The 24,730-nt window shown below is 53.2% G+C and carries 19 protein-coding genes and 1 tRNA gene; 8 read left to right on the plus strand and 12 right to left on the minus strand.

The features are described 5' to 3' along the window. Positions 1-176 precede the first annotated feature (176 nt). Complete coding sequence (locus QUD34_RS04170) at positions 177-725, plus strand: hypothetical protein (RefSeq protein ID WP_286355342.1); 549 nt, start codon at positions 177-179, stop codon at positions 723-725. Positions 726-1,131: 406 nt separating this feature from the next. Here the strand turns inward: QUD34_RS04170 and QUD34_RS04175 are convergent, their stop codons facing one another. The 3 genes from QUD34_RS04175 to QUD34_RS04185 form a co-directional block, all read right to left on the minus strand. Continuing rightward, positions 1,132-2,394, minus strand: coding sequence for a DUF4145 domain-containing protein (locus tag QUD34_RS04175; RefSeq protein ID WP_375379997.1), 1,263 nt, complete (start codon positions 2,392-2,394; stop codon positions 1,132-1,134). Positions 2,395-3,127: 733 nt separating this feature from the next. Further along, the gene (locus tag QUD34_RS04180) at positions 3,128-3,418 is read right to left on the minus strand and encodes a hypothetical protein (protein ID WP_286355344.1); all 291 of its coding nucleotides are present in this window, start codon (positions 3,416-3,418) and stop codon (positions 3,128-3,130) included. A 729-nt stretch (positions 3,419-4,147) separates the two neighbouring features. Further along, positions 4,148-4,750, minus strand: coding sequence for a hypothetical protein (locus tag QUD34_RS04185; RefSeq protein ID WP_286355345.1), 603 nt, complete (start codon positions 4,748-4,750; stop codon positions 4,148-4,150). A gap of 350 nt (positions 4,751-5,100) precedes the next feature. Between QUD34_RS04185 and QUD34_RS04190 the strand changes: the two genes are divergently transcribed. The 3 genes from QUD34_RS04190 (at position 5,101) to QUD34_RS04200 (ending at position 9,098) form a co-directional block, all read left to right on the plus strand. Next, positions 5,101-5,652 carry a 3'-5' exonuclease family protein gene (locus QUD34_RS04190; RefSeq protein ID WP_286355346.1) on the plus strand — a complete coding sequence of 184 codons (552 nt, stop codon included), beginning with the start codon at positions 5,101-5,103 and terminating at the stop codon, positions 5,650-5,652. A gap of 378 nt (positions 5,653-6,030) precedes the next feature. Next, positions 6,031-6,219, plus strand: a complete 189-nt coding sequence (locus tag QUD34_RS04195) for a hypothetical protein (RefSeq protein WP_286355347.1) — start codon at positions 6,031-6,033, stop codon at positions 6,217-6,219. 593 nt (positions 6,220-6,812) lie between these two features. Beyond that, complete coding sequence (locus tag QUD34_RS04200) at positions 6,813-9,098, plus strand: type IV secretory system conjugative DNA transfer family protein (protein ID WP_286355348.1); 2,286 nt, start codon at positions 6,813-6,815, stop codon at positions 9,096-9,098. Positions 9,099-9,199: 101 nt separating this feature from the next. Here the strand turns inward: QUD34_RS04200 and QUD34_RS15135 are convergent, their stop codons facing one another. The 5 genes from QUD34_RS15135 to dndA form a co-directional block, all read right to left on the minus strand. Then, a complete protein-coding gene (locus tag QUD34_RS15135) occupies positions 9,200-9,397 on the minus strand; it encodes a type IV toxin-antitoxin system AbiEi family antitoxin (RefSeq protein WP_375379998.1) in 198 nt (65 codons plus the stop codon). 214 nt (positions 9,398-9,611) lie between these two features. Further along, a tRNA-Arg gene (locus tag QUD34_RS04205) sits at positions 9,612-9,687 on the minus strand. A gap of 588 nt (positions 9,688-10,275) precedes the next feature. Next, the gene (locus QUD34_RS04210; protein ID WP_286355349.1) at positions 10,276-11,181 is read right to left on the minus strand and encodes a HipA domain-containing protein; all 906 of its coding nucleotides are present in this window, start codon (positions 11,179-11,181) and stop codon (positions 10,276-10,278) included. A gap of 276 nt (positions 11,182-11,457) precedes the next feature. After that, positions 11,458-12,924, minus strand: a complete 1,467-nt coding sequence (locus QUD34_RS04215) for a DNA phosphorothioation-associated putative methyltransferase (protein ID WP_286355350.1) — start codon at positions 12,922-12,924, stop codon at positions 11,458-11,460. After that, positions 12,921-14,051, minus strand: coding sequence for a cysteine desulfurase DndA (gene dndA, locus QUD34_RS04220; protein WP_286355351.1), 1,131 nt, complete (start codon positions 14,049-14,051; stop codon positions 12,921-12,923). The genes QUD34_RS04215 and dndA overlap by 4 nt, the downstream gene beginning before the upstream one ends. A 66-nt stretch (positions 14,052-14,117) precedes the next feature. Here dndA and dndB point away from each other — a divergent pair, with 66 nt between their 5' ends. From dndB to QUD34_RS04240, 4 genes are read left to right on the plus strand one after another with little or no spacing between them, the layout of a single operon-like run. After that, complete coding sequence (dndB, locus tag QUD34_RS04225; protein ID WP_286355352.1) at positions 14,118-15,236, plus strand: DNA sulfur modification protein DndB; 1,119 nt, start codon at positions 14,118-14,120, stop codon at positions 15,234-15,236. Beyond that, on the plus strand, positions 15,226-16,884 hold the full coding sequence (dndC, locus tag QUD34_RS04230; protein WP_286355353.1) for a DNA phosphorothioation system sulfurtransferase DndC: 1,659 nt from the start codon (positions 15,226-15,228) through the stop codon (positions 16,882-16,884). The genes dndB and dndC overlap by 11 nt, the downstream gene beginning before the upstream one ends. Continuing rightward, positions 16,881-18,914, plus strand: coding sequence for a DNA sulfur modification protein DndD (gene dndD, locus QUD34_RS04235; RefSeq protein ID WP_286355354.1), 2,034 nt, complete (start codon positions 16,881-16,883; stop codon positions 18,912-18,914). The genes dndC and dndD overlap by 4 nt, the downstream gene beginning before the upstream one ends. Beyond that, positions 18,911-19,246, plus strand: coding sequence for a DndE family protein (locus QUD34_RS04240; RefSeq protein ID WP_286355355.1), 336 nt, complete (start codon positions 18,911-18,913; stop codon positions 19,244-19,246). The genes dndD and QUD34_RS04240 overlap by 4 nt, the downstream gene beginning before the upstream one ends. Before the next feature lie 24 nt (positions 19,247-19,270). Here QUD34_RS04240 and QUD34_RS04245 read toward each other — a convergent pair whose 3' ends face one another. The 4 genes from QUD34_RS04245 to QUD34_RS04260 form a co-directional block, all read right to left on the minus strand. Further along, positions 19,271-21,028, minus strand: coding sequence for a DUF262 domain-containing protein (locus tag QUD34_RS04245; protein ID WP_286355356.1), 1,758 nt, complete (start codon positions 21,026-21,028; stop codon positions 19,271-19,273). 588 nt (positions 21,029-21,616) lie between these two features. Next, on the minus strand, positions 21,617-22,969 hold the full coding sequence (locus QUD34_RS04250) for a DEAD/DEAH box helicase (RefSeq protein ID WP_286355357.1): 1,353 nt from the start codon (positions 22,967-22,969) through the stop codon (positions 21,617-21,619). A gap of 11 nt (positions 22,970-22,980) precedes the next feature. Next, positions 22,981-23,889, minus strand: coding sequence for an MBL fold metallo-hydrolase (locus QUD34_RS04255; protein WP_286355358.1), 909 nt, complete (start codon positions 23,887-23,889; stop codon positions 22,981-22,983). Between the two features lie 134 nt (positions 23,890-24,023). Beyond that, entirely contained in the window at positions 24,024-24,728 is a 705-nt protein-coding gene (locus tag QUD34_RS04260; protein WP_286355359.1) for a hypothetical protein, read from the minus strand. Between the last annotated feature and the right edge of the window lie 2 nt (positions 24,729-24,730).

A 24,730-nucleotide genomic window follows, 5' to 3' on the forward strand; every position in this document is an offset into this window, starting at 1 on the left:
GGACCTCGGACCTTCCGGATCCACCGCGTCTGGTGGTTTCACCTTACGCCCTCCCACCGGTCACCCCTCTTTTCATTGGGAGCCATGTGAACCGGGACCATGGCCTGTTCCTGGGGGGCCCCCAGGCATTCCAGCTCTTCGGTGTGATTCCATTCTCAACCGTGGGCGGAAGCCTTGTGGATCAAGGCCAGCTCGTCTTCGACCGGAGCCGCCGGGGCGCCCTGGTGCGAGTCCGCCGTCTTCCGCCAGTGTTTGGGCTCAAGGCCAATGACCGGGCGACGGATGGAGAGACCCTCCAGGCTTGGCTGAAGTCGGGTCGGGTCCAATGGACGGGCGGGGGGAGCCCCCGAATCGATGTGGAGGTCGAAGAGGGCGGGCGCCTGCGGTTGCTCAGCGATCCCATGCCCATGGCCCTGCGGTTGAACATCATGCGGATCCGGTGGTGGCCGGATCTGGAGCATGGCGACGATGTGGAGATGTGCAGCTATGTGGCTGAGTCCCTCGCCGCCAATCCCGAGTTGGCTTCCAGCCTGCGGGATGAATCCATGGATTTCGATGAATGCGAACGGCTGTTCATGTCCGTAAGACCCAAGCATCCGTTTGAGGATCTCGATCTTTCCTCACTCACTGAAGGTACGGAGGGTGAGGAATACCTGCGGCTGGCCAAGGAAGTGGAAGACCGGATGGCTCAATTCACCATCGACAGTGGGGATGAGGATCTCTAACAGGATGGGGCACACCATCGAAGAATACTTTGACCAAGTTGAGCACCTCACAGCCAGTTACCAGCCAGAACCATGGTGGATATGGGATACAAGGGCCACGGTTTGGATTCAGGACGCAGCCAGGCCTCATCGGCGTCACCGGAAGCTCAGCAAGATTCTCAAATGGGACCTACAGCGCAAATCCGCCATCGAGCCGGGACTGGGACACATGAAAGCGGGCGGGCTCCACAGAGGGAACTTCCTCAAGGACATGGTCGGGGACCTTCACGACATCATCCTTTGCGGCGCCTTACGCAACCTGAGGAAGATCCAGGCCGTCTCATGGGTCCAGTTGCCCCCTCTCAAAGTTAGGCAAGGAAAATAGGAAGATAGTCAGAGAGTTAATCGACTTCCTTAGATCCCGACCCTATTTCCGAGCGCTTCTTATACTTACATGATCAGGATGGGGGTGTGTTTTAGGGCCGAATAAATAGCCCTTTTTCCAATTTGTTATAAAATCTTCAATTCTAATTGCTTTCTTGTCTAAATCTGCGATTTCTCGATTCTTGCCAGGATGGCACGCAGAGTTTCCATCCTTCCTGATCTCATCGAACCACTTCCAATCTGACTTACTTATGATACTAAACTCAAGTAAATCATTAATTTGTGATTTGAGTTTCTCTGAAGAAAATGCTGGTTTAATGATAAAAATATCACAAATTAATTCCAATAAGATTCTTAGATTTCGAGCGCAATCTTCTATATGCTGTCTTTTTAGATGCCAGTTGATCTCATCAATGTAATTTTTGATATCGTTCTGTTGCTGTTTTGTGATGGATTCCCAACTAGGTATTTGAATAGAAGGCTTGGAGTTTGTCATCCTACCGGGAAGTCCAGTCCCTCGGATATCCGGGTTCCTCTTGATTTGTGCTTCTGCAAGTGGGGGCACTGCTCGCTGAGTATTATTTGCATTGGATTGCGAGCTTGAACTTTTGGCCACACCCTGAACAAAATCCACCTTGATTGGTGGTCCAGTCGGGGGGAGCTCCAGGGTCTTCTTGGAATTGCTTGAGGGAAGTGATGACGGATGGCCAGAATGCTGAGACGGTGGTGGCACCACGGATGCTGAATCCACATTTCCAGACCCCTCGGTGATTGCCACGGATTGGACTGGCTTTTCTTGCTTGAGTTGGCGGGGCGACTGGTTTGTCTGGAAGGCCTGGGGGACATGATGTGGTTCTGTGAGGCTGGATTCTAGAATGGACTCATTTGTTTCTCGGGGCCCGCGATTGAACTTTGCCAGCAAATCGGCCAGCGAAACCCCACTGGGCTGCTTTGAATTTGATGACTTGGGGGCCGTTCCCGGTCCTACCCCACTCGACGGAGGCATGACAGTCTTGCTAGGCATGGTTCCACTTTCGATTGGCTGGGATCCTGCTGTTGCATCCTTCGGCAGAAGCTCTGTAATTTCCTTGGGGTGTGCCCCCGCGCCTATTACCTGCCCTGCACGTATAAGTTTGACATGACCAATGGAAAGGTGAATATCAACCGGCGGGAGTCTCTTATATTCCTCCGGTCTGATTCGTCTTCGAACCGAATCGCATTGGTCATCCGTCAAATTGGAACTATGGCTTTTGCCCGGAAGCCCAAGGCACTTTTCGATGCATTCGAGCACAACATGGTTGCTCACACGGAGTTCATACGCCAACTGATTAACCCGTAACATGGCTCGGTGAACCCTCGAGATCAGGCTGGTGGAATTTCCGGGAGTGGAGTAGCTCGGGATGCGGATACTTCTAGCTATTTAAAATACCAGATCTAACCCCTGTGATGCGCTGTGTTGGATTTCTGAATATGAAAATGCCCCCGACAAATCGCATGGTCGAAGGGCATTCTCGATCTTGGCAAGATCGGGTATTGCGTCAAGACTCGTAACCGCTACCCCCGCAGCGATTGCACTCTACCTTTCCGCGTCCATTGCACTTATGACAGAGGCGTCCATCGCGCAAATTGCCGTCGCCCTGACATTTAGGGCACCTTACCTCGCCGTCACCAGCCCCTTCCTGAAATAGGACAAAATCGATCACGCCGGGTCCGGTGTAGCACTTGCGACAAGGTCTGGACATATATTGTTCTCCTTTTGGGGTGATGGGTTGTGGGGAGGGGATCCAATGAAGATTATTTGAAACCGAAAGGCTGGTGCAAGCCTGATGTAGCGGAGGTCTAACGCAGATAGAAACCACGCCTGCACTAAGGCCCTGAGTGGAAACGAGAAAGCAGAAAGGGAGAGCGAAAGACATTACTGGTGGGGCCCGAGTTCAGCGAGAGGTTCGGCATGTCATGAACCTTTAGTCGATCTGAACTGCTGGGGTGATCGGTTTGGAACGGGCGGGAGGAATGCCGACCGAAGCGAGGACTGGCATTCAAGCAAACGAGCCCAAAGGCAAAGAACCTAGATATTTGCGCCAGCGGTGGAGCGAGTTGGAGGAGGTCGAAAGCCGATCTACCATGCCACGGGAATCCGAAGGATTCAACACCACGCACGAAGGAGAATGGCAAAGAGAAAAAAAAGCGTAATTCTCTCGTTTACGGAAATTTGGAGATGAATCCATGCCGAAATTCACGCCGAACGAAGCCTGAAAGCCCGAACCACGAACTGAATTGGTTTCTCGCTCATGGGCATGGTTGCTGATATTGCAAAAGGTGCCGGCCATGTCGTCCCCTGCGGATCGGAATGCCCCCTGAGAATGATCTCGAAATCCGTTGCCAGACATGCATCCGCCTCGCCTCTTCCCGGAACGGCGGGACGGTCATGTATCGAGAAGCAGGTGGTTCATAATATTTGCAGGGTTCATTCGAGAACCGGCCCTCCGCCCCCAGCCTCGGCTTAGTGCGCCTGCCACCCGTAGATTGCAGCAGAAGGGACTCCCCGGGGCCAAGCACGACGAGCCCATAAGTAGATTGCTCTTTGCTGGAAGGACCCCGGGCATAGGGCAGCCTCATGTCATGTCCAATAGGGACTAGATACAGCCCGCATGAACCGATGTCCGATGGATCGAGGGGATCAACAAAGAGCAGGACTTTCTCCCGCTGGTCACATTCCTCCATCATCCAGAGGAGATTCCCCGTGGCGATCATCGAAAGGGAACCGAGAAATCGCACATCCGAGGCGTCAGCAGCATGAGAGGGAACAACCACGAGTGGATGTAATTCGATGATAGGAAGGGCTAGCTCACGGCCCTCTTGCGCGTACAAATGCAGTTCTGGTGACATTCTGAGTGATGCGATTTTGATTCCGTTGATCAGTATTAATTGGTTGTCTTATAAAAGGGTGAGCGGCACTCATGACAAGTCCTATGTTTTAAACATAAAGGATGACAAACCAGAATTGCAGGGTTGTCTGAGGTGGACCAAAATCCGCTTGATATTGCTCCACATCACCCTCAATGGGTCTGAGGCGCACCTGGCATCATGTTGAGGAAGGCGGCTCGCATTCGAGCGAATACGGCTCTCTCTTCGGGGCGCGGCGTGATTTGTTCCCAGGGTGCAGAGACGGTCGTTCGTTGGAGTTCCAGATCCCGGAGAGTCAGGGTGATGGTTACCGTCTGTGCCAGGACCAGCCAATTCACACGACTTCGAAGACGCTGCCATTTGGTGGCCTCCCGTGACGAGACCGCTTCCCGATCGACCTCATGGTCCATGGCGGTCTTCATGGCCAGGAGAGAGGATGAGGGCGCGAACTTGTATCGGATGAGCCTTTCTCCCATCGGGTCCCCTACCTGGATGGCCGTACAGGTGGGGAGGCCGAACTCATCGAGATCGAGCTGTTCAAAAACATGGAACCACTGCGAATCATAGGGGCTGGTCAGGTGGCTCGAAAGAGGCCGCATGGCCTGGCCTGTGGTTTTCCGGACCTCCTCGATGAGGGCCCGCTCCTCGGTCGAGGTGCAGACCTGGATCCTCGCTCCTTCTGGATGGAACTGCGAACCCGGTTGAGCCTCGGCCGGCAGGGCTAGCAACGAGATGGCGAGAAAGAGGATTTTCATGGGCAGCTCCACGGCAAGTGGGAAGTCCCTCAGCCTGCGAATACAGGGCCTGCGGTTCTATGAGGATGGCCCCAGACGGCTTCGTCACCCGAATCGGCAACTTTGTCTTGGCCAGCCTGGATGAGGACCCTCTTGATAGCGTGTCCAGGAGTGAAGAAAGGGCGTCTTCGTGTGCGCTGTATGGAATCCCTTGGAGCTTGCCAATGGCAACCAATCAATTCATGAAATAGGTTTTACAAATGAATGGAAGGCGTTGAAGGGTACGATCGCCGAGAAGTTGTGTTTATCGGCGCAAAGGCCCAAAACCCTGGAAAATGATTGAACACTGGAATGGTTTGGGGAGCGTCTGCATGAGAGAGATCTACATCAGCACAGATGTCGAAACCGATGGTCCAATACCAGGGCCCCACTCGATGCTGAGTTTTGCTGCGGCGGCCTACACGGCTGAGAAGGATCTCATCAGCACTTTTACCGCCAATCTCGAAACGCTTCCTGGGGCTGTTCCACATCCCAGCACTGCTAAGTGGTGGGCGTCGCAGCCAGAAGCCTGGGAGGCCTGCCGCAAGGATACAGAGCTTCCAGTACAAGCCATGTCGAGGTTTCTCGATTGGATCAAAGGTTTGCCCGGTTCCCCGGTCTTTGTCGCCTACCCCGCGGGCTTTGACTTCCTGTTCGTCTATTGGTACCTGATGCGTTTCACGGGTGAGAGCCCGTTCAGCCACTCGGCCCTGGACATCAGGAGCTTTGCCATGGCCCTCCTCAAGACGGATTACTGGGACTCCGGCAAACAGAACATGCCCAAACAATGGTTCGATGACCTGCCCCATACCCATGTGGCGCTTGATGACGCCATTGAGCAGGGGGCCCTGTTTTGCAACATGCTGCAAGAGGGACGCAGGTAGCAAGTCACCTCGAAAAATAGGCTCATTTGAACAGAGTAGGGCGCCGTATCATCCGCTGCCGTAAGGGGCCTCCTTGTCGCCTCCGGGAAGTTGGTTTCAGAGGCCCTGTGGCAACTCAGGTCATCGGCGGATTCGCAAGATTGCCTTCTCATGAAATCCTGCGGCAGAAATCCATAGTGATAGTGAAGCGCGAGAGACAAGGCGCAGATCGCTGATGGATTCCTGGAGAGGCCCCAACCAAGCCAAGCTCAAAGGGTCCTTCACCCTTGGCGCCCTTCTGTGGAAAGAGCTGCCCCGAAGAATCTCCATGGAAGATGTATGCGACTCCCACTGTCCCCTGGGCAAACGGTCTCTTACGCCACCTTCGAAGGAGGTCCCATGGCCCACATCGCTCCGCTGGGAATCACCTGCGTGACCATCGACGCGTTCTATTACGCGTTGATCGAAACGGATTGGGCCCTGTCCCGTCGGCTTGAAACCGGTCTGGAGGGAGTGTCCGCGCGGGACTCCCGCAGCGATTCTGTCGGCAGGAGCGGGCTGCCGGAGGAGCAGGACCACAAAGGTTGATGGTTTCTGTCAAATCTTTGGGCGAAAGCTTCGAACCGTACCGCCCTGTATTACACCGCGTCTACAAGGCTTCTACCTGATTTGCCAAGACAATTGGGTCATTGGCTTTCATCCCCCCGAGCTTGACTTCAAGACATTCAAGCTCATCTGTTTCTTCGGGTGAATGTGTTGTCAGTGCGGCGGCCTTGCTCCATACCATCGTTCCGAGACTTCCGTCAGAGCCTCCCATAGCCGCAGCCCTTCAGACCGCTTCTCCTATAACCATCCCAAAAAATCTCAACCGACATTTCAGGGTGATCGTTTCTGCGGTCAGCTTTAACCCCTCAACTGGTCGCCGCCTGGCGAACATCACAAAGGAACCCATGTCCCCCGGAATGTCGGAATCTCCCCTGGTTATGACTCAAGCCCATGGCGGTTCATTTATTGCCATGGCCGGCGTCCGCCTGCGGCGAATCCTTTCCCTAGAATTGTTTTGTGACAACCTTGGGCCGAGCGTCGGGCAACCCGTTACGGATATGGTAGCCGCCTGCCATGCACGATGGTCAGACCTCACGAGTGCCATCTCGACCCTTCCCACCTCCATTGAAGGGGCGATGGTCATCACCTCCGAGGGAGGCAAGATCCCCCTTCCCGAGGCCTGCACCTTGGCGTTGCTGGTCTTCGGTCGGGGGGACACGGAAACCCTCGCCACGGAAGCCTGCATGGAGGCCTACCACAGGCTCGCACCCCTCCTGATCACCCGCCTGGATTACCTCAGCATCTACCCGATCGTCGATGATTCTACGCTGGCCAGGGTGGTCCTCTCATTGAGGGGTACCAACTGCCTCTGCATCTCCCGGCGACTGGAGCGCTTTGAATTGGTGAACGGCGATCTCGAGAGGCGGCCTCCTCTCGGATTCGGATCCGACCGCGCGGAGAATTCGCGCTTCAAGCGGCGCAGCGAGGAGACGGCCCTGGCGGTGACCCACTTGTTTCCCTGGACCCCCAGCCACGATAACTGGCAGGGATTGCTAGAAATGTTCCTGGAAGTCCCGGGATCCACGCTCGCCATCCGGTTCCAGGGGCACTCTCTTGCCCCAGAATCTGCGCGGCTGGAGGCCAGGAACGCTTTGCATAATTCCGATGCCCTTGTGAATGGAGACAATATGCGGGCGAGAAGCTACCTCGCAGAGGCGCTTCGCTCCGAAAGCCTTGGCCGGGTCGTTGCCGTGGAAGGGCCCATCATGGCCATGAGGGTCTTTCTTCTGTCCAATCAACCGCTCAACGAAGCCCTCGTGGCCACGGTCATCAACGCCATTGATGAAGCATCCAGTCCCTCCGGTCGCAACGGTGCCGGGGCTCTCTTCAGGGGCGGGGCAACGGTCCAGCCATCCAACCGGAACCGCGTCCTCGAACCGATGGATTCCGTAGATCTGGTGGATTGTTTCGGCCCCAGAGAAGCCACATCCCTGCTTCGCACCCCCATGCCCTCCACAGGAGACCTGCCTGGGCTCCCCCTTGAACGCGCTCGTACAGCGCCCCTAGGCGGCATATCTGGGACGGATGTGCCACTGGGCATCAATGGCTTCCGGAGTCGATTCAAAGAGGTGGCGCTGGACGCGGACATGCGAGATCGCCACATCTATATTCTTGGACAGACGGGGAGTGGGAAATCCACTCTTCTTTCCAACATGATCATCCATGACATCCACGCCAATCGGGGAGTCGTGGTTCTGGACCCCCACGGCCAGCTGGTCGATGATGTGCTACCGCACATCCCCCGGGAACGGCAGGACGACATCATCATCATCGATGTGGAGGATGTGGAGCGCCCTGTCGGTTTCAATTTGTTGTTGATTGACGAGGATGATCCCGCCACCTACCGCCGCGGCAGAGATCTGATCCTGGACGACCTGTATTCATACCTCAGGCGCAGTTACAACTCCGATGTCTTTGGCCCCATTTTCGAAATGTATTTCCGTGCCTTCATGGGTCTGATGCTGGGTGCCGAGAAGCCCAGTCCAGGCATGACACCAAACTTGTCTCTTTTGCGGCTTCTCTTCAGGGACAAGGGAATCCGTGACCACCTCCTCAAGCAGGTCGAAGCCCACAAGGATGTTGCTCTAGAGGCTGCCATTCGTGAGGCGGAGGGCGCCAACGGCGAGACCGCCCTCAAGAACATGGCTCCTTATATCACCAGCAAGTTCACCCGCTTCACCAGTGACGAGGTCCTACGAAATCTCACTTGCCAAAACCGCATGGTGGATCTCGCCTCCGCCATTGCAGAGCAGAAGATCCTTCTGATCAAGCTCGGCCGTGGCAGGATCGGCGACATCTCCGCGGGCCTCCTGGCCAGCATGGTGATCTCTCGGCTGCGCTGGGCTGTCATGAAACGCGGGGCCCACAAGGGACCTCCCATCCATGTCTACGCTGACGAATTCCAATCTTTCGCGGACCATCGTATTGGTGAACTGCTGTCGGAGGCCAGAAAGTTCGGGTTGCGGCTGACTTTGGCGCACCAGTTCGCTGCCCAACTTCCCCCGGAGATTCTCCAGGCGGTAGTCGGGAATGTCGGCACCATTATCGCTTGTCGGGTAGGTGCCTCCGATGCGGAGTCCCTGGAGAGAATTTTCACCCCCACCTTCAAGCGGCGGGACCTGGTCGCCTTGCCCAACTTCAACGCCTATGTCCGGAGCCTGGGCAGCCTCGGGCAGTCCCCATTTAGCGTCATATTGCCTCCTCCACCTAAGGCCGGCGACAAGGCCTTGGCGGCCGATCATATCAACGCCTCCAGAGCAAGGTACGGACGCGACCTCAAGACCATCCAGGAAGAATTCCAGGCTGTCTACGAACGGTACCAGATGTGCGGAATGCCGATCCTACCCTTGAGCGAAATCTGATCGGGGCCTGACCTGCAGCGCAACTGTGGCCGTAGAGGAGCAGGACCTCGCGGGTCATGCCTCCCGTGAGCGGGTAATTGATCCTTCGGCTCCGGAAGAGGTCATCCGGGTCCCGTAGCAGGCGGTCCAGTCGCTGATCTAGGGGATGTTTCAGGCCAAGCCAGGTAGAGCTCATGGATTCTCTTGGCTTCCTCGTGGGTGCGAGGATCGCCGATATTCAGGAGGTCCGCGTGGATCAGCAGCGGGGGGCGCGATGACTTCGGGGGCTTCCAGCGTGTGGGGGAAATCCCAGAGGACATCCAGCACTTCGATGGGACCCCGGGCGTCTGCTTGGAGCCGATGTTTCGCCAGAAGGTTATTCCTAAATTATTAAATTAATGCGTATGCAAAAGCAGAAGCCACGGGGGCGCTGAGTTCCATTTCATGCCGGCCCCGTTCGCTAGTGTTGATAAATTCGCCACCATGCCAGCACGGTGGACCAGATTTGTACCGGTCCTTTCCGTCTTGGGTGGCTGGTGGTCCCGGCGGGAATTGAACCCACGACCTACCGCTTAGGAGGCGGTCGCTCTATCCGCTGAGCTACGGGACCGATCGCAGCTACCCTCATTCTAGCCTGATCCGGCGCTAATCGAGGTGAGCTGTGCGAGCGCTGGTCCTTCCATCTACGAGGCGCTGGCTGGTCGAGAGGGAAGGGTGCCGCTCGCTGAATCGACATGACATCCATTCCATCCAAGGACACCTCTGAGTGGTCGGTCGGTGAAGGGTCGCGGTCCGCGGCAGGAAAACGGATGGTGCAGGTTGGCGTGTGCCGCCTGCATCGGAGCCTGCCATGCCAAGATCTCAGCCACATACCAATGCACAGAAAGCGGGCACACAAATCCCTGGGATCCCGATTCCCGCATCCGGACCGGATGGCCTGCCCCCTCGCGTCATCCGCGGACTCCTGCGGATGCACGGCGTCACGGTGCGGGAGATAGCCCGGGATCTCGCCGTCACCGAAGGCTTCGTTCATCAGGTCATTTCCAAGCTCCGTCCCACACCACGGGTGAGGCGGGCCGTGCATAAAGCCATCGCGGGGTCCGGATTGGATTACCAGGCCGTGTGGGGAGGAGGCCCCGCGGAACCCGGCGATCGGGCAATGTCGCCGTCATGACCGGCTCGCCTGGTCCCCGTTGCTCTACGGCCTGAGGCGATCTGCCCTCTCGCAGACCAGCCGCTCCAGCACGGCATCGTCGAGCCCCTGCCCCAGAAGCCCTGCCGCAGCCCTGTTGGCAGCGCCCGGGAGCTTGTCGCGGAGGAGGTCCAGGCGCTTGGTGAGGAAGGTCCTGTTGAGCCCGATGGCCTTGGCGCCGGATTCCAGGGCCTGCCGGTCCATGTCCGCGAAGCGGAATCGCCCATCGATGGACATGGCCATCCCCATGGACAGCCCCGGGTAGTAGACCGTGGAGAGCAGGTCGTACAGCGGGGCAAGGCGGATCCCCTTCGGTGTGAAGAGGAAGGAGAAGTTCTTCGCATGGGCATCGCCGTTGCCAACGATGAGGTTGAACATGACAGCGTCTATGAAGTCGCGTGCATCGGCGCCCGGCTTCTCGCTGTGGTCGAGAAGCAGCCTCCGGCACCGGGCCAGGCCGGGCCCCAGGTGGTTCTCGTACTTGTAGGCCGAGGTGAGGCCCAGAGCCTGGCAGAAGTCTTCCTGGTGGAGGCGGACCACCCTGCCGTGTTGGTGATCACGGTCGTATCTCTCTACAAGCAGAAAGGTCTGGAGGCCTCGCTCGGCGAACAGCCGTCGGGCCTCCACCTTGGCGACTGGAAGACCCATCTCGGCCGCCAGACGCATCACGAAGGCCTCGTTTGCCGTGGTTCCCGGGTAGCTGGGGATGGCGGGTTTCAGGATGTGGGTCGTGGGCTCGCCGGGGGCCGGGAGGCTCGCCTGTCGCTGAATGACGCTGAGGACAACCCCGGGCGCGACCCCTGCCTTCTTGGCCACCTGCGTGAGCGGGATCCGGGTTCCCTTGAACAAAGCCCGGATGGTCTGGGCGTTCAGGCCGGGCAGGGACCTAGCGGTTAGGGCAGAGGATGCCATCCCTCCGTTTTTGGTCGATCGGATGCTGTGGTTCGAAACCATGTGAACTCCTTGGTAGGCGCTCGGCGCCATGGAGAGTTCAAGGCCTCGGTAGCATCCGAATTCCCATCGGACCCTCTCAGTGGTTCATCTGTGGGGAAGTGGTTGAGCCTTGCCGTACCGACGGTTGCCAGCCTAGAGCATGAACATATCGATCAAGTGTCGACGATAAAATGCATGATCCGTGGCCCATAGGAGGCTCTTGGCACCAGGGGAATACCTTCGAGAGGATTTCTATTAACGTGTCGAGCGCACAAGGCGATGACCAACGAGATGGCACCCTGTCTCATTAAGAACACGTTGCCATCCAGCTTGGGTGCCTATCGCTGATGGATCGGCATAAAGCCCCCACTTTTCCTCTTGGGCTGTCAGTCGGTGATAGGTTTCCCAACGACTCGCACTTGTGGGAATGAACGTCTCTTTTCGATGGAGTATGAAGCGATTCGTATGGTCTTTATAGTTCCTCCGTCGAATTTTTCGACCATCCAGCGAGACCACTACCGAGTCCAACAGCTCAGGGTGGGGATTCCGATCGAAATCCTCGTACGTTAAGTAGGACACTTGGGCTCCGTCCCGATGGAACTTGATCAGGTTCGCCCCTGAAACACCACCCACGAACGCTCTGGCGCAACCCTCATACAACCGAAGTACCGGTGGGAGTTCGTCGAGGTGATCGATGTGCACATACAGTCCCTTTGGCATCAGTTTTCCAAACGGGGATTTAGAAATGGCCTCTTCTCGCACCTCTATCTTTCCAATGCTCATGAGAAGGTTGTCAGCCTCTTCGCAGGCCCGCGTGTAAGCACTAAATAGCGCCTTGATGTCACGTTGGAGGAAGATTGGTAGGGTGGTGAATTGTGGCCGCATGTGAAACCTGGTGAGCGCTAGCCACACAAGCAGATCCAACCTGCGATCGGTCTGAATGTCGGCCCAAGGCTCATGACCCGTAACTGAGCGGATGACCTGGAAGGCCTTGGGGAATGACCCGAAGTGAGCCCTGAGGTCATCAATTAGGGGGAATTCATCCTCCTGAGGGAGCCTTCCCCGCTCCGTGAAAAATGCCATGACCGATTCGAGTAGAACTTTGTGTTCTTGGAACAAACGAAGTCGAGTAGAAACCCTTGGGAGAGCTAGTTTTCTCCTGAATCTTTGGGCTCTCCAGGTTTCTCGGACGGACTCGTCCCGGAAGACCAAAAATATCCCTGGAGCCATTGGGAGCGGATCCTGACCAAGAACCTCCTGAATCCATTGTCGAAGCTCGGATTGTTCGTAGAACTTCTGGAAGCTACCGAGCCTGGTTACGTATCCATCTCCGAATGTGCCTGCACCTTCTTCGGGGCCGTCCTCAAGTGTGCATCGTGCAGAAACGATGAGCACCCGCTCGGTCAGTTGCCAGCATTCACGAATGACATCCGCACGCTCTTCTGGTGACTCAATAACATTCAGTACATAGCCAAGATTTACGACATGAGATGGTGTCCGTTGCCCATGGGGGCGATGAACCGGGTCCCATCCCTCCACGTGCACCCCGATCTCACCTAACTGGCGTATGTCCTCGCCATGCCCACACCCAAAGTCCAACACGCGGACCTCAGGGGTGATGAGCCCATCCTGAACCGCCAGCCTGACGGGCTTACTCATGGATTTCCGATGCAAGGCCGTCTTATGACGGGCCGATTCCCATCGAGAAGTGTCCGCGCTCACCGAAGCCCTAATAGAGCAGCTAGGACCGGGGTCCAATCCACAGGCTCAGTCAAATGGCACCAAGAGATGCGGAGGGCCTCTCGAATGCGGTCATCACCAAGTCCCATGCTCTTCAGGACGTGACTTGGTGTGTAGGACTGAGAGGTGCAGGCCGAGCCATTAGAAATGGCCACTAGTCCCTTCAACGCCACCATAGCTGCCTCCGAGCTCACGCCAGGGATGGACACGTTGAGCGTAGAAGGAACAAGCCGATCAGGATCCCCATTGATGGACGGATTCATCGGCTCCAAGGCTTTCAGCAGACCTTGGCGAAAGCTGAGGCAGGCTTGCCGACGAGGCTCGAATTCAGAAATGGCGATGGCAGCGGCCTCTCCAAGCCCTGCAACCAAATGGACAGGAACTGTGCCTGGCCTAAGCCCACGCTCCTGCCCACCACCAAACATCAGGGGGCGGAGTGGAAGGCTCTTGAATCCGCGCCTCCGCGTGATCAAGGCCCCCACGCCCTTTGGTCCGAATATTTTATGACCGGAAATGGAGATCAGCTCGATTCTCGGGTCCCTAAGGTTCTGGATTTCCTTGCCGAAGGATTGGGCGGCATCAACATGGAAGTAGGCCGCGTGGCCGTCGAGAATTCTCGCCACTTGATCGATAGGCTGAATGACCCCTGTTTCGTTGTTCACGTGCATGAGCGAGACCAGAAGGGTGTCAGGTCGAAGAGCCTTCTGCACCTCCGCCGGATCAACCCATCCGCCCGCGGTCGGGTTGATCAGAGTGATGTCGAACCCTCGGCTGGCCAGCTCCTCTAGCGGCTCAAGCACGGCCTTGTGCTCCATAGAACTGCTGATGATGTGCTTCCTGCCGTTTTCGGTTCCGTAATGAGCCAACCCGAGCAATGCCAGATTGTTGCTCTCCGTGGCGCCGCTGGTGAAGATCACCTCCTCAGTCTTGCAACGCACCACGCTAGCTACCTGCTCACGGGCTTTTTGCACCACCTGCTTGGCTCGATTTCCAAACTCATGGGTGCGACTCCCCGCATTCCCGAAGTCTTCGACCAGGTAATTCCAAACCACCTCCTGAACTCGGGGCTCTAGCGGTGTAGTAGCGTTACAATCGAGGTACGTCGTCATGCAGAGATCTCCTGATTGACATTTTGACTCCGTACGTATCATATATGACGTAACGGAGCAATTGCCATGGAATCTACTTTCACGTACGCCTTTCCCGCCATACGAGGAATCCAGGCACAAAGGGAATACTTTGTGTCGATGTGTCCCATGCGGATCCTTTCCCGGATCTTTGTATTCAACGAGGAAGAGGATATCCCCCCTGAACTTCGAGCCCAGCGAGTTCTGAACCGAGGGCGTCTGCCCGAGATGGTGAGATACCTCCTGGACAACCCCACATCCTACGTATTTTCAGCCATCAGCGCTTCCATCGATGGCCCGGTTCGATTCGAGCCGTTGACTGAGAAGGGTGAAGGGCGGCGTATGGGCACACTCCACGTGCCGATGGATGCTCGATTCATCATCAATGATGGCCAGCACCGGCGAGCCGCTATCGAGCAGGCCATCAAAGAACATCCTGACCTGGGGGATGAAACCATAGCCGTGGTCTTCTTCATGGACCGAGGCATGTCCCGAAGCCAGCAGATGTTCGCAGATCTCAACCGTCATGCAGTTCGGGCCAGCAGCAGCATTGGCGTGCTCTATGACCAACGGGACCAGTCTGCGGATATTGTGAGGCGTATGGTACTCAAGGCTCCAGTTTTTAAGGGGCTGATTGAGATGGAGCGTGCCACCCTGGCCCTGCGATCTCGGAAGCTCTTCACTCTGAGCTCTGTTTACCGTGCTACGAACAGCCTTCTCAGGGATCTTCCAGGGGCAGTTGAGGATCACCTTGCACTTGCAACCGCCTTTTGGATGGAAGTCGGTTCGCAATTCCCGGAGTGGGACGAAGTCCGTGAAGGGTCCCTCGCAGCTCAGGATGTAAGGACGGAATTCCTTCACAGCCATGGAGTCGTTCTTCAGGCCATTGGGCGGGCCGGCAACGCGTTGCTCCACCAGGACTCCCGAACATGGAAGAGCAGGCTCAAGGCGCTCAGGAAGCTCGACTGGTCCCGGAAGAACCCCTACTGGGAGGGACGGGTCATGATCGGCGGTCGTGTTTCGAAGGCAGAAGCGAATGTCATCCTCACGGTTTCGGCCATAAAGGGTGCTATCGGGCTCCCTCTCTCTGCGGAAGAAAAGCGCTTAGAGGACAACATCGCATCGTCTAGGACATCTTCTGCAAGGCAGGGAAAACATGGCCGGTAAGTCAGCCTTTAAAGAGCTTGGGCTCAAGAAGACGGTGGATCTCATCCATGAAGAGATTCAGGCGCTCTATGCCATGGATGATGTTCCCTGGATTATTGGTTACTCCGGGGGGAAGGATTCCACGGCTTGCGTTCAGTTGGTCTGGAATGCACTTACGGGTTTACCAAAGAAGCAACGCCACAAGGTGGTACACGTCATCTCCACGGACACCATGGTTGAGAATCCGGTGGTATCTAGCTGGGTGGAACGGTCGCTCAAAACCATGGGTGCTGCTGCGGAACGACACAGCATTCCGGTAGAGCCCCATCACCTCCGCCCAGAGGTAGCAGACACCTTCTGGGTTAACCTCCTGGGGAAGGGCTATCCCTCTCCGCGACACATGTTTCGATGGTGTACTGAACGCCTGAAAATAAGGCCATCCAATGCCTTCATCACCAAAATCGTTAGAGAACAGGGTGAAGCGATTCTGGTGTTGGGAACCCGCAAACAGGAGAGCATTAACCGGGCTCGTACCATGGCGCGCCATGCCGCGAACCAGGTGAGGGACCGGCTGACTCCCAACGCCAGCCTCCTAGGTTCCTTGATATATACCCCCATCGAAGATTGGTCCAACGATGACGTCTGGGCCTACCTGACTTCCATTGCAAATCCATGGGATTACCCCAACGAGCATCTCCTGGGGATGTATGCAGGCGCTACTGAGGGTGGGGAATGCCCATTGGTTGTGGACTCATCCACTCCAAGCTGCGGTGACAGCCGTTTTGGATGCTGGGTCTGCACGCTGGTGGATAAGGACAAATCCATGAGCGCGATGATTCAAAACGATCAAGAAAAAGAGTGGATGCTTCCCCTTCTGGATCTCCGCAATGAGCTTGATATGCGTGATCGTCCTGAGGAGGAGCAGGGTACAGGGCTGAAGCGGGATCGTGAGCGACGTGATTTCCGTCGAATCGATGGCCGACTTCACCTCTATGCGCAAGATGAAAAGGTGAAGGAAGATCCAAAGCGTTCCAAAAAGAAACTCCGAGGCAATGAACTCGATCGCGCCCTTGTTCATGGCCCGTACCTGCAGGCATGGCGGGAAGGATTTCTGCGAAAGCTGCTAGCGGCTCAAATGGAAATCCGTAGGCAAGGGCTTGATATGTCCACCTTTGAGGTAATTTCCTTGCCAGAGCTGGAGCAGATTCGAAGAATCTGGGTTATTGAAAAGCATGAAATCGAGGATAGCCTTCCCCGCATTTACAAAGGGGTTACAGGAGATCAATATCCTGGGGTTCCCCTCGATGATCAATGTCCATTGGACCCCGGTGCTCTGGATTTACTTCAGGAGGTCTGCCAGCGGTTGGAAGGCCCTGAGGAGGATTGGCGCATGCGTTATGGAATGGTGCGTGAAATGCTCTCGCAGGAAAGCCGCTTCCGTACTCAACGCCGAAGAGCAGGTCTGTTCGAGGCACTAGAGGAGGGGCTTCAGCGCCACCATTACTGGAATGAGAGAGATGCTGCCTCTTGGGCAAAAGATCGCTTAAGAAGCCAGAGAGCTCCGGGTGAGGACCTGCAGGCAATTCAGGACCTGTCCTCTGTTCTGGTTGTAAGCCCTGGCGGCGATGACGATTCTTTGGAACCGGGACTCCCGGGAGTATTCAAGTGATCATAGATTCAGTAGATTTCTATAATGTAGGAACGTTCCGTGGCAGTCAGTCGGTGCAGCTCACACCGTCTTCCCCCGGCCACATTCCGGTCGTTCTGATCGGGGGACAAAATGGTCGCGGAAAAACCACACTTCTCGATTCGATCCACTACGCCCTATATGGACGGAATGCGCGCCTTGCTAAGCGAGGTGATCTGTCTTGGGAAGAGTTCCTCAAGGGTTTGATTCATCGTCACTCTCCAAAGGATGAAGGAGCAGCGATCACACTGCAACTTCGCTTCCATGCTGAAGGAACCGAGAGACACCTTAAGATCCAGAGGGAGTGGAAGGCCAATTCAGGGAAGGTCAAGGAGACTCTGACCGTTTGGATGGATGGGTCACTAGCCCCAGAAGTAGCGGAGGAATGGACCGAATTTGTAGAAAATCTCATCCCGTCTAGGATCGCTCACCTTTTCCTCTTTGACGGGGAGCAGATTGCCGCACTTGCAGATCCGGATAAAAGCCGAGAGATCCTGCGAACTGGCATTTATGGGCTGCTTGGTGCGGATCTACTTGATCGCTTAGACAAGGACCTATTGGCGTTAGGGCGTCGATACCGCATGGATGCAGCCCCCCAAGAGACAGCCAAGGAGGTAGAGCGTCTTCAAGGTGACTGCCTTGAGGCAAAGCAGGCGGTTTCTGACCTGGCGGCTGCAATAAAGAGTCTCCAAGAGGAAGTGGCCCGTCTGCATGAACAGCGAGAGGGCATCCAGTCTGAAATCCAATCTCAAGGAGGGCACCTCCTGGAACGTCGTAACGGACTTGAACAGGAGGAACGGCACCTACAGACCCAGATCACAGAGATGGAAGATGAAATTCGCAGGTTGCAGAGCGGGATTCTTCCCTTGGTTGGAGTCAGGGGCCTGCTTGAAGAGATTGGGCAGCAAGCAGCAAAGGAACAGATCCTTCGAGGAGGTCAGGAATGGCTAGAACGGCTCACCGATAGGGATAAAAACCTATTGAAGGATATGGAAAAGGCTCGAGTATCTACGGTCATATTGAAACGCCTGGAGTCATGGCTAGAGAAAGATCGGGAGATCCTGGCTTCGGACCTCCGTGGTACCGAGGTGGAATATGATTTCTCACCCGAGGGATACGCCCAACTTCAACACCTCCTCCATGGTGGAATCCAAGAGACCTCCATTCAGTTCGAAGTCGTTCAAGTCCGACTGTCTGCTCATCGAGGTGCGCTCGAAAAGGTACAGAGAAGCCTGGCGCGCATACCCGATCCAGAGGCCGTTCGGCATCTGTTGGAAGCCCGAGCCCAAATCGAGCAAAAGATCGGGGCGCTGGCGTTCGAGATTCAGAGCAAGGAAAAGGGAAGGGCAGAGGCTGAAGGTCGGCTAACCCAGTTAGAGCGTCGGTTGGCCAAGGAGCACACAGACTTGGAGCTCAGTCGAATTGAAAGCGCCCTACAGCGCCGAAACATCGAACACTTGGAGCGGGCGAAGGATACGGTTCGCGCTTTCAGGGATGCTCTGGTTGCACGCGACATTCACCGAATTGAGAAGGAAATTCTCAGGAGCGCCCAAACCCTTTACTCCAAGAAGAAGCTGATTAGCCGGGTGAGTATTGACCCGGGCACGTTTCAGATCACCATCTTTGACTCGACCGGCGAAGCCTTCAGTGTCCACCAGCTCTCGGCAGGTGAACGTCAGATTTTGGCAATCTCCATCCTTTGGGGCCTATGTGCCGCAAGCGGCAAATCGCTTCCTGTGATAATCGATACGCCACTTGGACGCCTGGACCACAACCACCGGGAGAACCTAGTGGTTTCCTACTTCCACAAAGCAAGCCACCAGGTCGTGCTATTGTCCACCGAGGAAGAAATCACCCCAGCCTTCTATCAGAGACTTTCTCCTTGGGTTGGCAGGGTCTGCTCTCTTATCTACAACGAAGAAACTCAATCAAGTCACTTTGAAGCAGGTAGGTTTTTCGGGGACTTCCAGCACCTGCCAATACATCCGTTGGTTGAGGAGGTCCTTCCATGAACCCGCCCATCCAAACCATTCGTTTGAGCAAGAAGGAGGTTGATCTCCTGAATGTCATCAAGCGTCGGACGAAAATCAACCAGTGGAATATCCTATGCAGAATGGCCTTTTGTCTTTCATGCCAGGATCCATCAGAACCCTCTGTTTCCGTATTGGGCACCATGGAATCAGGTGTGGAGCTTGATTGGCTAACGTTTAGTGGTTCAAGTTCTGAAATTTATTCAGCAATATCTCTACATCACCAGAATCAAACCAAGTCGCAACTTTCCCCTTCGGAATATTTTAAGAAATTGTTATCGAGAGGAATAATCAAACTAAAAGAAGTATGCTAGTCACCGTAAATGAATATTAGTAATTTATATTTTCCAAATATCAACGGCATAAGTGGCAAACTTTTCAGCGCGTAATTTGATGGATTCGATCGTCCAGTCTAAAACAACGCCGCCACTTACATGAGCTTGATATATCTCATTTGTAATTGAAATTCCAGATCCCTTTTCTTCTGCCTCCTTTTTGGGTGCATAGCACGGGACCTTTTTTGCAAAAACATCGTTCTTAATGGATTTATTTAGTTCTTCTTCTAAAATCGTCATATTGCCAATAGAATATATCGCATTTTCAATTTCTTCATCCGAACCTGTGATAGACCACTTTGAGTGGTTGATGGGAGCAACATGTTCCAGATTCACATTTTCAGGGACAATGATCTTTCCTTTCCCTGATTTATGATCTTCAATTTTTGATAGTACATATTTTGCGATTGAATTCGAATCGAATTGATTGTCGCGAAATCTAGATCTGAAATTGATATCTGATACGTCCGCGTGATTAATTAATGCTAAAATGTTTTCATCACTGTCATTTTCGACTAGAGCTTTTCTGACTTGGGTGAAAATCTGTTCTGCTTCTCCGACCCTATAACCACCAATTGTTATGAATCGGAAAAGAAAATTATTCAATTTTCGCGCAAATATGGGTAAAAGTGTATCTTTTCCTTTTGACTTAGCGAGAATGATTAATGGATAAGGTAAACGGTAGCCAAGTGTATTCATTTCGGCCAACGCCTTATCCAATTCACTTTTTAATGTGAGGGCAGGATATTTGTTTGCAATGTTGGCATAAGTTGAAAAATAATCTGATGTATTTTTTAAATCGGTCGAGAACTTTGCCACTTTGGTTTCGTTATCATGCGTTTGCTTGATGGCTTTATATAATTCTCTGGTGGAAATAGGACCCGTATGAGCGGTCCAATAAAAACTAATGAAATCAACTTCGTTAAATCTTGTTTTTGCAATATTCTCAACCATAGATTCCCAAGATTGATATATTTTTTCAAACGAGCTCCCAGCTTTACTTAAAATGTAATTTTTAACCAGGTCTGTCAATCTAAGATCAAGACCCTTTGAGTTTAGTCCCTCGAATAGTAGATAGGCATCTTGATCATCAGCAACAACAATTTCAATAAATAGTAATTTTGTTATGATAAATAATTCAAATTCAAATAATTTCTTAATTCCATCAGGATCTCGAAGAAAATTATTATAAATACATTCGCAAAAGCGCTTTTTTGCTTTAAGAAATCTACGGTCTCCCGTATTTATTTTAAAATCGGTATAAAATTCTTCGGAATGATAAATGTATTTATTGAAGTCATTAATATCTCGATCTGAGGGTTTAAAATAAAATTCCTCTATTCCTTCACTTGGATACAATGTACGCCGTGTAGATGAAAAGCCTCGCATTGCGCAATTTTCATTGTCTGCGGTTTTGAAAATTTGTGCAAATATAGGATCTCCAGGAGTTTTTTGATACTTATTGAAAAGTGCATTTATGGATTTAATTAAAATTGTGAGAGTTGCCAATCGCTGCTGTCCGTCAATAATGTCCCATTTCCCTGATTCGGATTCTGATTTGGGGTTATTTTTATGAATGAAAACTATTGGTCCGAGAAAATACTCAACATTATTTTCATATGATCTAAATATGTCATTCCATAGTTCGTCAATCTGATCGAGTGTCCAGGAATAACTTCTTTGATACTTCGGTACGGAGATACGTTTATTGATCCCATTAAAAATTGCTTCAAGATTAGATTTATTCGTCTGAAGGTCCATGTGGATTTTCTCCCTTGTTGTTTATGCTGTTATTGTGTGTGAAAGGCAACTTCGAATCAAGAGATCCTATAAAGCCAGTACGAGCAGTCTTCCATCCAATTCCTATTGTAATGACTCTTCAACTGACTTCAGATGCCTTTCCTTGAGTCAAAGTTCATTGGGCGATCATCACACGATGCCGCCCTGGAGCCAGGGCAAGTAAGCATGAGCCATGACTGCGTGCGCCACATGGAGCAAGGTCTGCCATTGCGTCAACTGGTGAATTGAAAACGAAATCGCAATATCCTGTTCTGGTTTTTCGGGGGGACGACAATGCCTTCTCTACCCAATCTCTACCCTGTTACTGATTACTACAAGGAGCATGTTCTTGATGGGATCACAGTAAGTAGAGGCGGGGGATGGTGGACTGCAATTCTGCTGATTGAGGACCCAAAAAACAAGGCTCGTTTCTTGAACCTATACCGTTGGGAGTCAAGTGGCGATGAATGGAAGACACGTAAGACATTTACTATCCGAGACCAAGGCGGGCTGGACAAGATTGTCAAAGCACTTCAAGAGTTGCGTGAGAAGCTGCCACAAAATTAGTCGTCAAGATCTGAAGTGGAAGTCTGATGGAACTCCACCGACCAGTGAGAGCAGTGTGGAGAATTTGGGTGAGTCAGTAGGTTTCATTTGACGGTCATCCACGACATAACTGAACAAGTCCTCCTTGGCTGACAGGAGGTCCTCTATGGCGTCTTCAACTGTGCCCTCGGCAATTAGACGTTTAATGAACACCGGCTTTCTCTGGCCGATTCTATGAACCCTATCGTCGGCTTGGTTCAATATCTGAGGGTTCCACCAATTGTCTGTGTGATACACGTGGCTTGCTACAGTCCAGGTAAGCCCGACACCTGCAGCTCGAAGGCTGGCACACATGACTTTGCACTTCGGATCATTCAGAAATTGTTCATGTGCATGCTCACGTTGTTCTCTTGTCATGCTTCCTGTGTAGAGCAATGCCCCGTATTTGACTAATCTAGATGCAATATGAGGCAATGCTATATTTGCGAACGATGAGAAGATTACGGCTTTCTCCCCTCTCGCTGCGATCTCTTCCATTTCCTCTTCGATAAGATCGAATTTTGAGCTAGCTCCATCACTTGAGATGACTGCTATTCTCCGAAGCTCTTGGAGACCCTGCAAGATGCAGATGGTGGCAGATGCGACGCTTCGCGCCTCTTGAAGACTGTTAAGCAGGTTCATTCTTGCCAATGCGTATTCGGAGCCTTGCTCTGGAGTAAGTGCAATGCCAATTCTGGCCACCACTTTTTCTGGTAATTGGAGACCAACCTCGGATTTGGTCCGTCGCAACATCAACTGATCAGTTTGAAATAGTATTTTTTCTGCATCATTGAGGTCATTGGCAGTCAGGAATTCATTCGGCGCAAGGAATCGGAGGATGCTTGCAAGCTCCCGCGGGTGATTCTCAAGCGGGGTACCCGTGATGGCCCAGCGCCTCGGTGCGACCAGTTTCGAGAGCACCTTAGATCGTATTCCTTCCGGGGCTTTGATGCGTTGAGCCTCATCAATCACCAACACATCGATTCCAATGTCGAAGAATCCTTCTCCATGCCAGGTCGGGCGTTGTAAGTCGGAAGTGATCGTCTCAAGCGAACCGATTAGAACGGGGGCATGTCCCTCCAGCATTCCGAACCGATCTGATCCTTGGTAAATCACAGCCGGGAAAGTGCCCCACTTCGCAATTTCATTCTTCCAATTGATGCAAAGAGAGGAAGGGCAAACAATCAACACTCTTCGAATTGCCCCTTGCTGAAAGAGTTGCTCTAAGGCAATGACAGTTTGAACCGTCTTTCCTAAACCCATTTCATCGGCAAGGAGGATACACCTCCGAGTTACCAGGTTACGAACTCCCTCGGATTGGAACGGGTATAGGCCCACAGAGGGTCCCCCTAGCCCCAGGCAAGGGAGTGCAATTGTGGAACAATTGCAGATCGAATGCCAAGTTGGTTCGAAATTGCCTCAGCTAAGGCCTGGGCATTCCCTGAACGAGGGTCGGTCCATACAGTGGAGGCACCGGTAGCCTGGATGTATTCCATGGTCCCGTGAAAATCTGCGTGGTCCGTGAACGCAATGCAAGAATCACCATTATCGTACAAGATGACCGGGTCCTTGGGTCTGGACATGTAACCGGTTAGGTGAATCTTGCAAAATCTGTCTACCCAAGGGAGGTGTCTCCGCTCATTCAGGGTAACTAAGGCAAGAACCGGTGTTTTATGACGAAGCAGATCGATTGCCTCGCGACTAGCAGCGTTCAAAACTTCAGGGAGAGGGTATCCATGTTGCCGGTATGAGTGGATTAATGGGAACGCCTTTGGGGAGGCAATGATTGGGATCTTAATGAACTCCGCGACGAGATAGAGGGCCATCTGTAAGCGCCCGTTGTGCCCAATCAGGCAGACAGATTTTCCCGAGTGAAAATTGGTACAAACTTGTTCAGATAGCTTTTCAATAACACGACCTTGATCGTATTGCCTGACCCGCAGGGGGTCTCCATACGTTGAATCGACGATCAGCTCATCTACTTGGATGACATCCCCAACTGGCCAAAAGAAATCAGACGAATACCCAAGCTTGTATCCATCGCTACACGTGACTTTGACCTGAACGCTTCCGAGCATGTGGTTGCTTGGGACTAGTTGCACCTGGTCGCCACTTACGTCAAAAACTTCCGTTGGCCCAGCGGCAATGATATTTGAGCGATAAGGAAGATCAGCATTGTAAATGGCGAAAAGCAAATCCTTTGTTTCCGCTGACATTACAATGGTTTGGTTTGCCTTGCTGGTATCGAAGTCAGACATGTGGTCTGAATGAATGTGTGTCTGCACTCGTACTGGACGGTCACAGGAAAACCCGTCACAAGAAATGTGATCGCCAAGAAGCAATCCACCACGATCTTTGAGTTGAATACGCCCCATGTATTGGCTCCACATTCCTAAACGGAAATCCTCTCAACAGATTCCGTCAGGGTCGCCTCAATGCTCTTCCCGTTTAAAGCCTGTCGCAGGGCCAGTGCATCCGCTTCTGAAAGAAGGATAGAGAACCGATCGCCGTTAATTCGTAGTGCTTTGGGAATGACAGTAGGGAATCGTTGTGCCAGTAATAATTGTAGTTTCCTAGAGAGAGCTTCGCCTCCAAGTGATTTCGAAATCTCTCGAGCACTTGTGCTCAGCAGCGAACCGAGGATTAGCTCACTACGCTCTATTCGAGTCCGGGACTTCAATGCCCGAAGGACGCATTCGTGAACTGATTCCGATGTTCGAACCCAAATTTGAACCACTTGTCTGGCTTCTTCCTTACTGAGGTCGTGTTCGATGGCTGAGGTAATCGCTTCACGAATAAGGTCAGAATTTCCAAATCGAAGCAATTCAGCAGCCGTGGACATGCTGATGCTTCCGCGTCTGCTGCCCCACTCGACCGTTGAAGCAACGTCGGGTGGTAATGCGACCAGTCCAGCGATTTTTCGAAGGGTACTTGTCTCCTTGAAACCTAACGCCTCTGCAAGTATTTCGACACTTACTTGTTGTAAAGCTCTATGAAGATAACCTGCGGCCTTATAGGGAGTCAGCCGTCGTTCCTTTTTATGAACATTGACGCTTAGAACCAAATCCCGCCATTCGCCTTGTTGGAGTCCATACATTA

Origin of the sequence: Geothrix oryzae (genome assembly GCF_030295385.1) — a bacterium.
Classification (GTDB): Bacteria; Acidobacteriota; Holophagae; order Holophagales; family Holophagaceae; genus Geothrix; species Geothrix oryzae.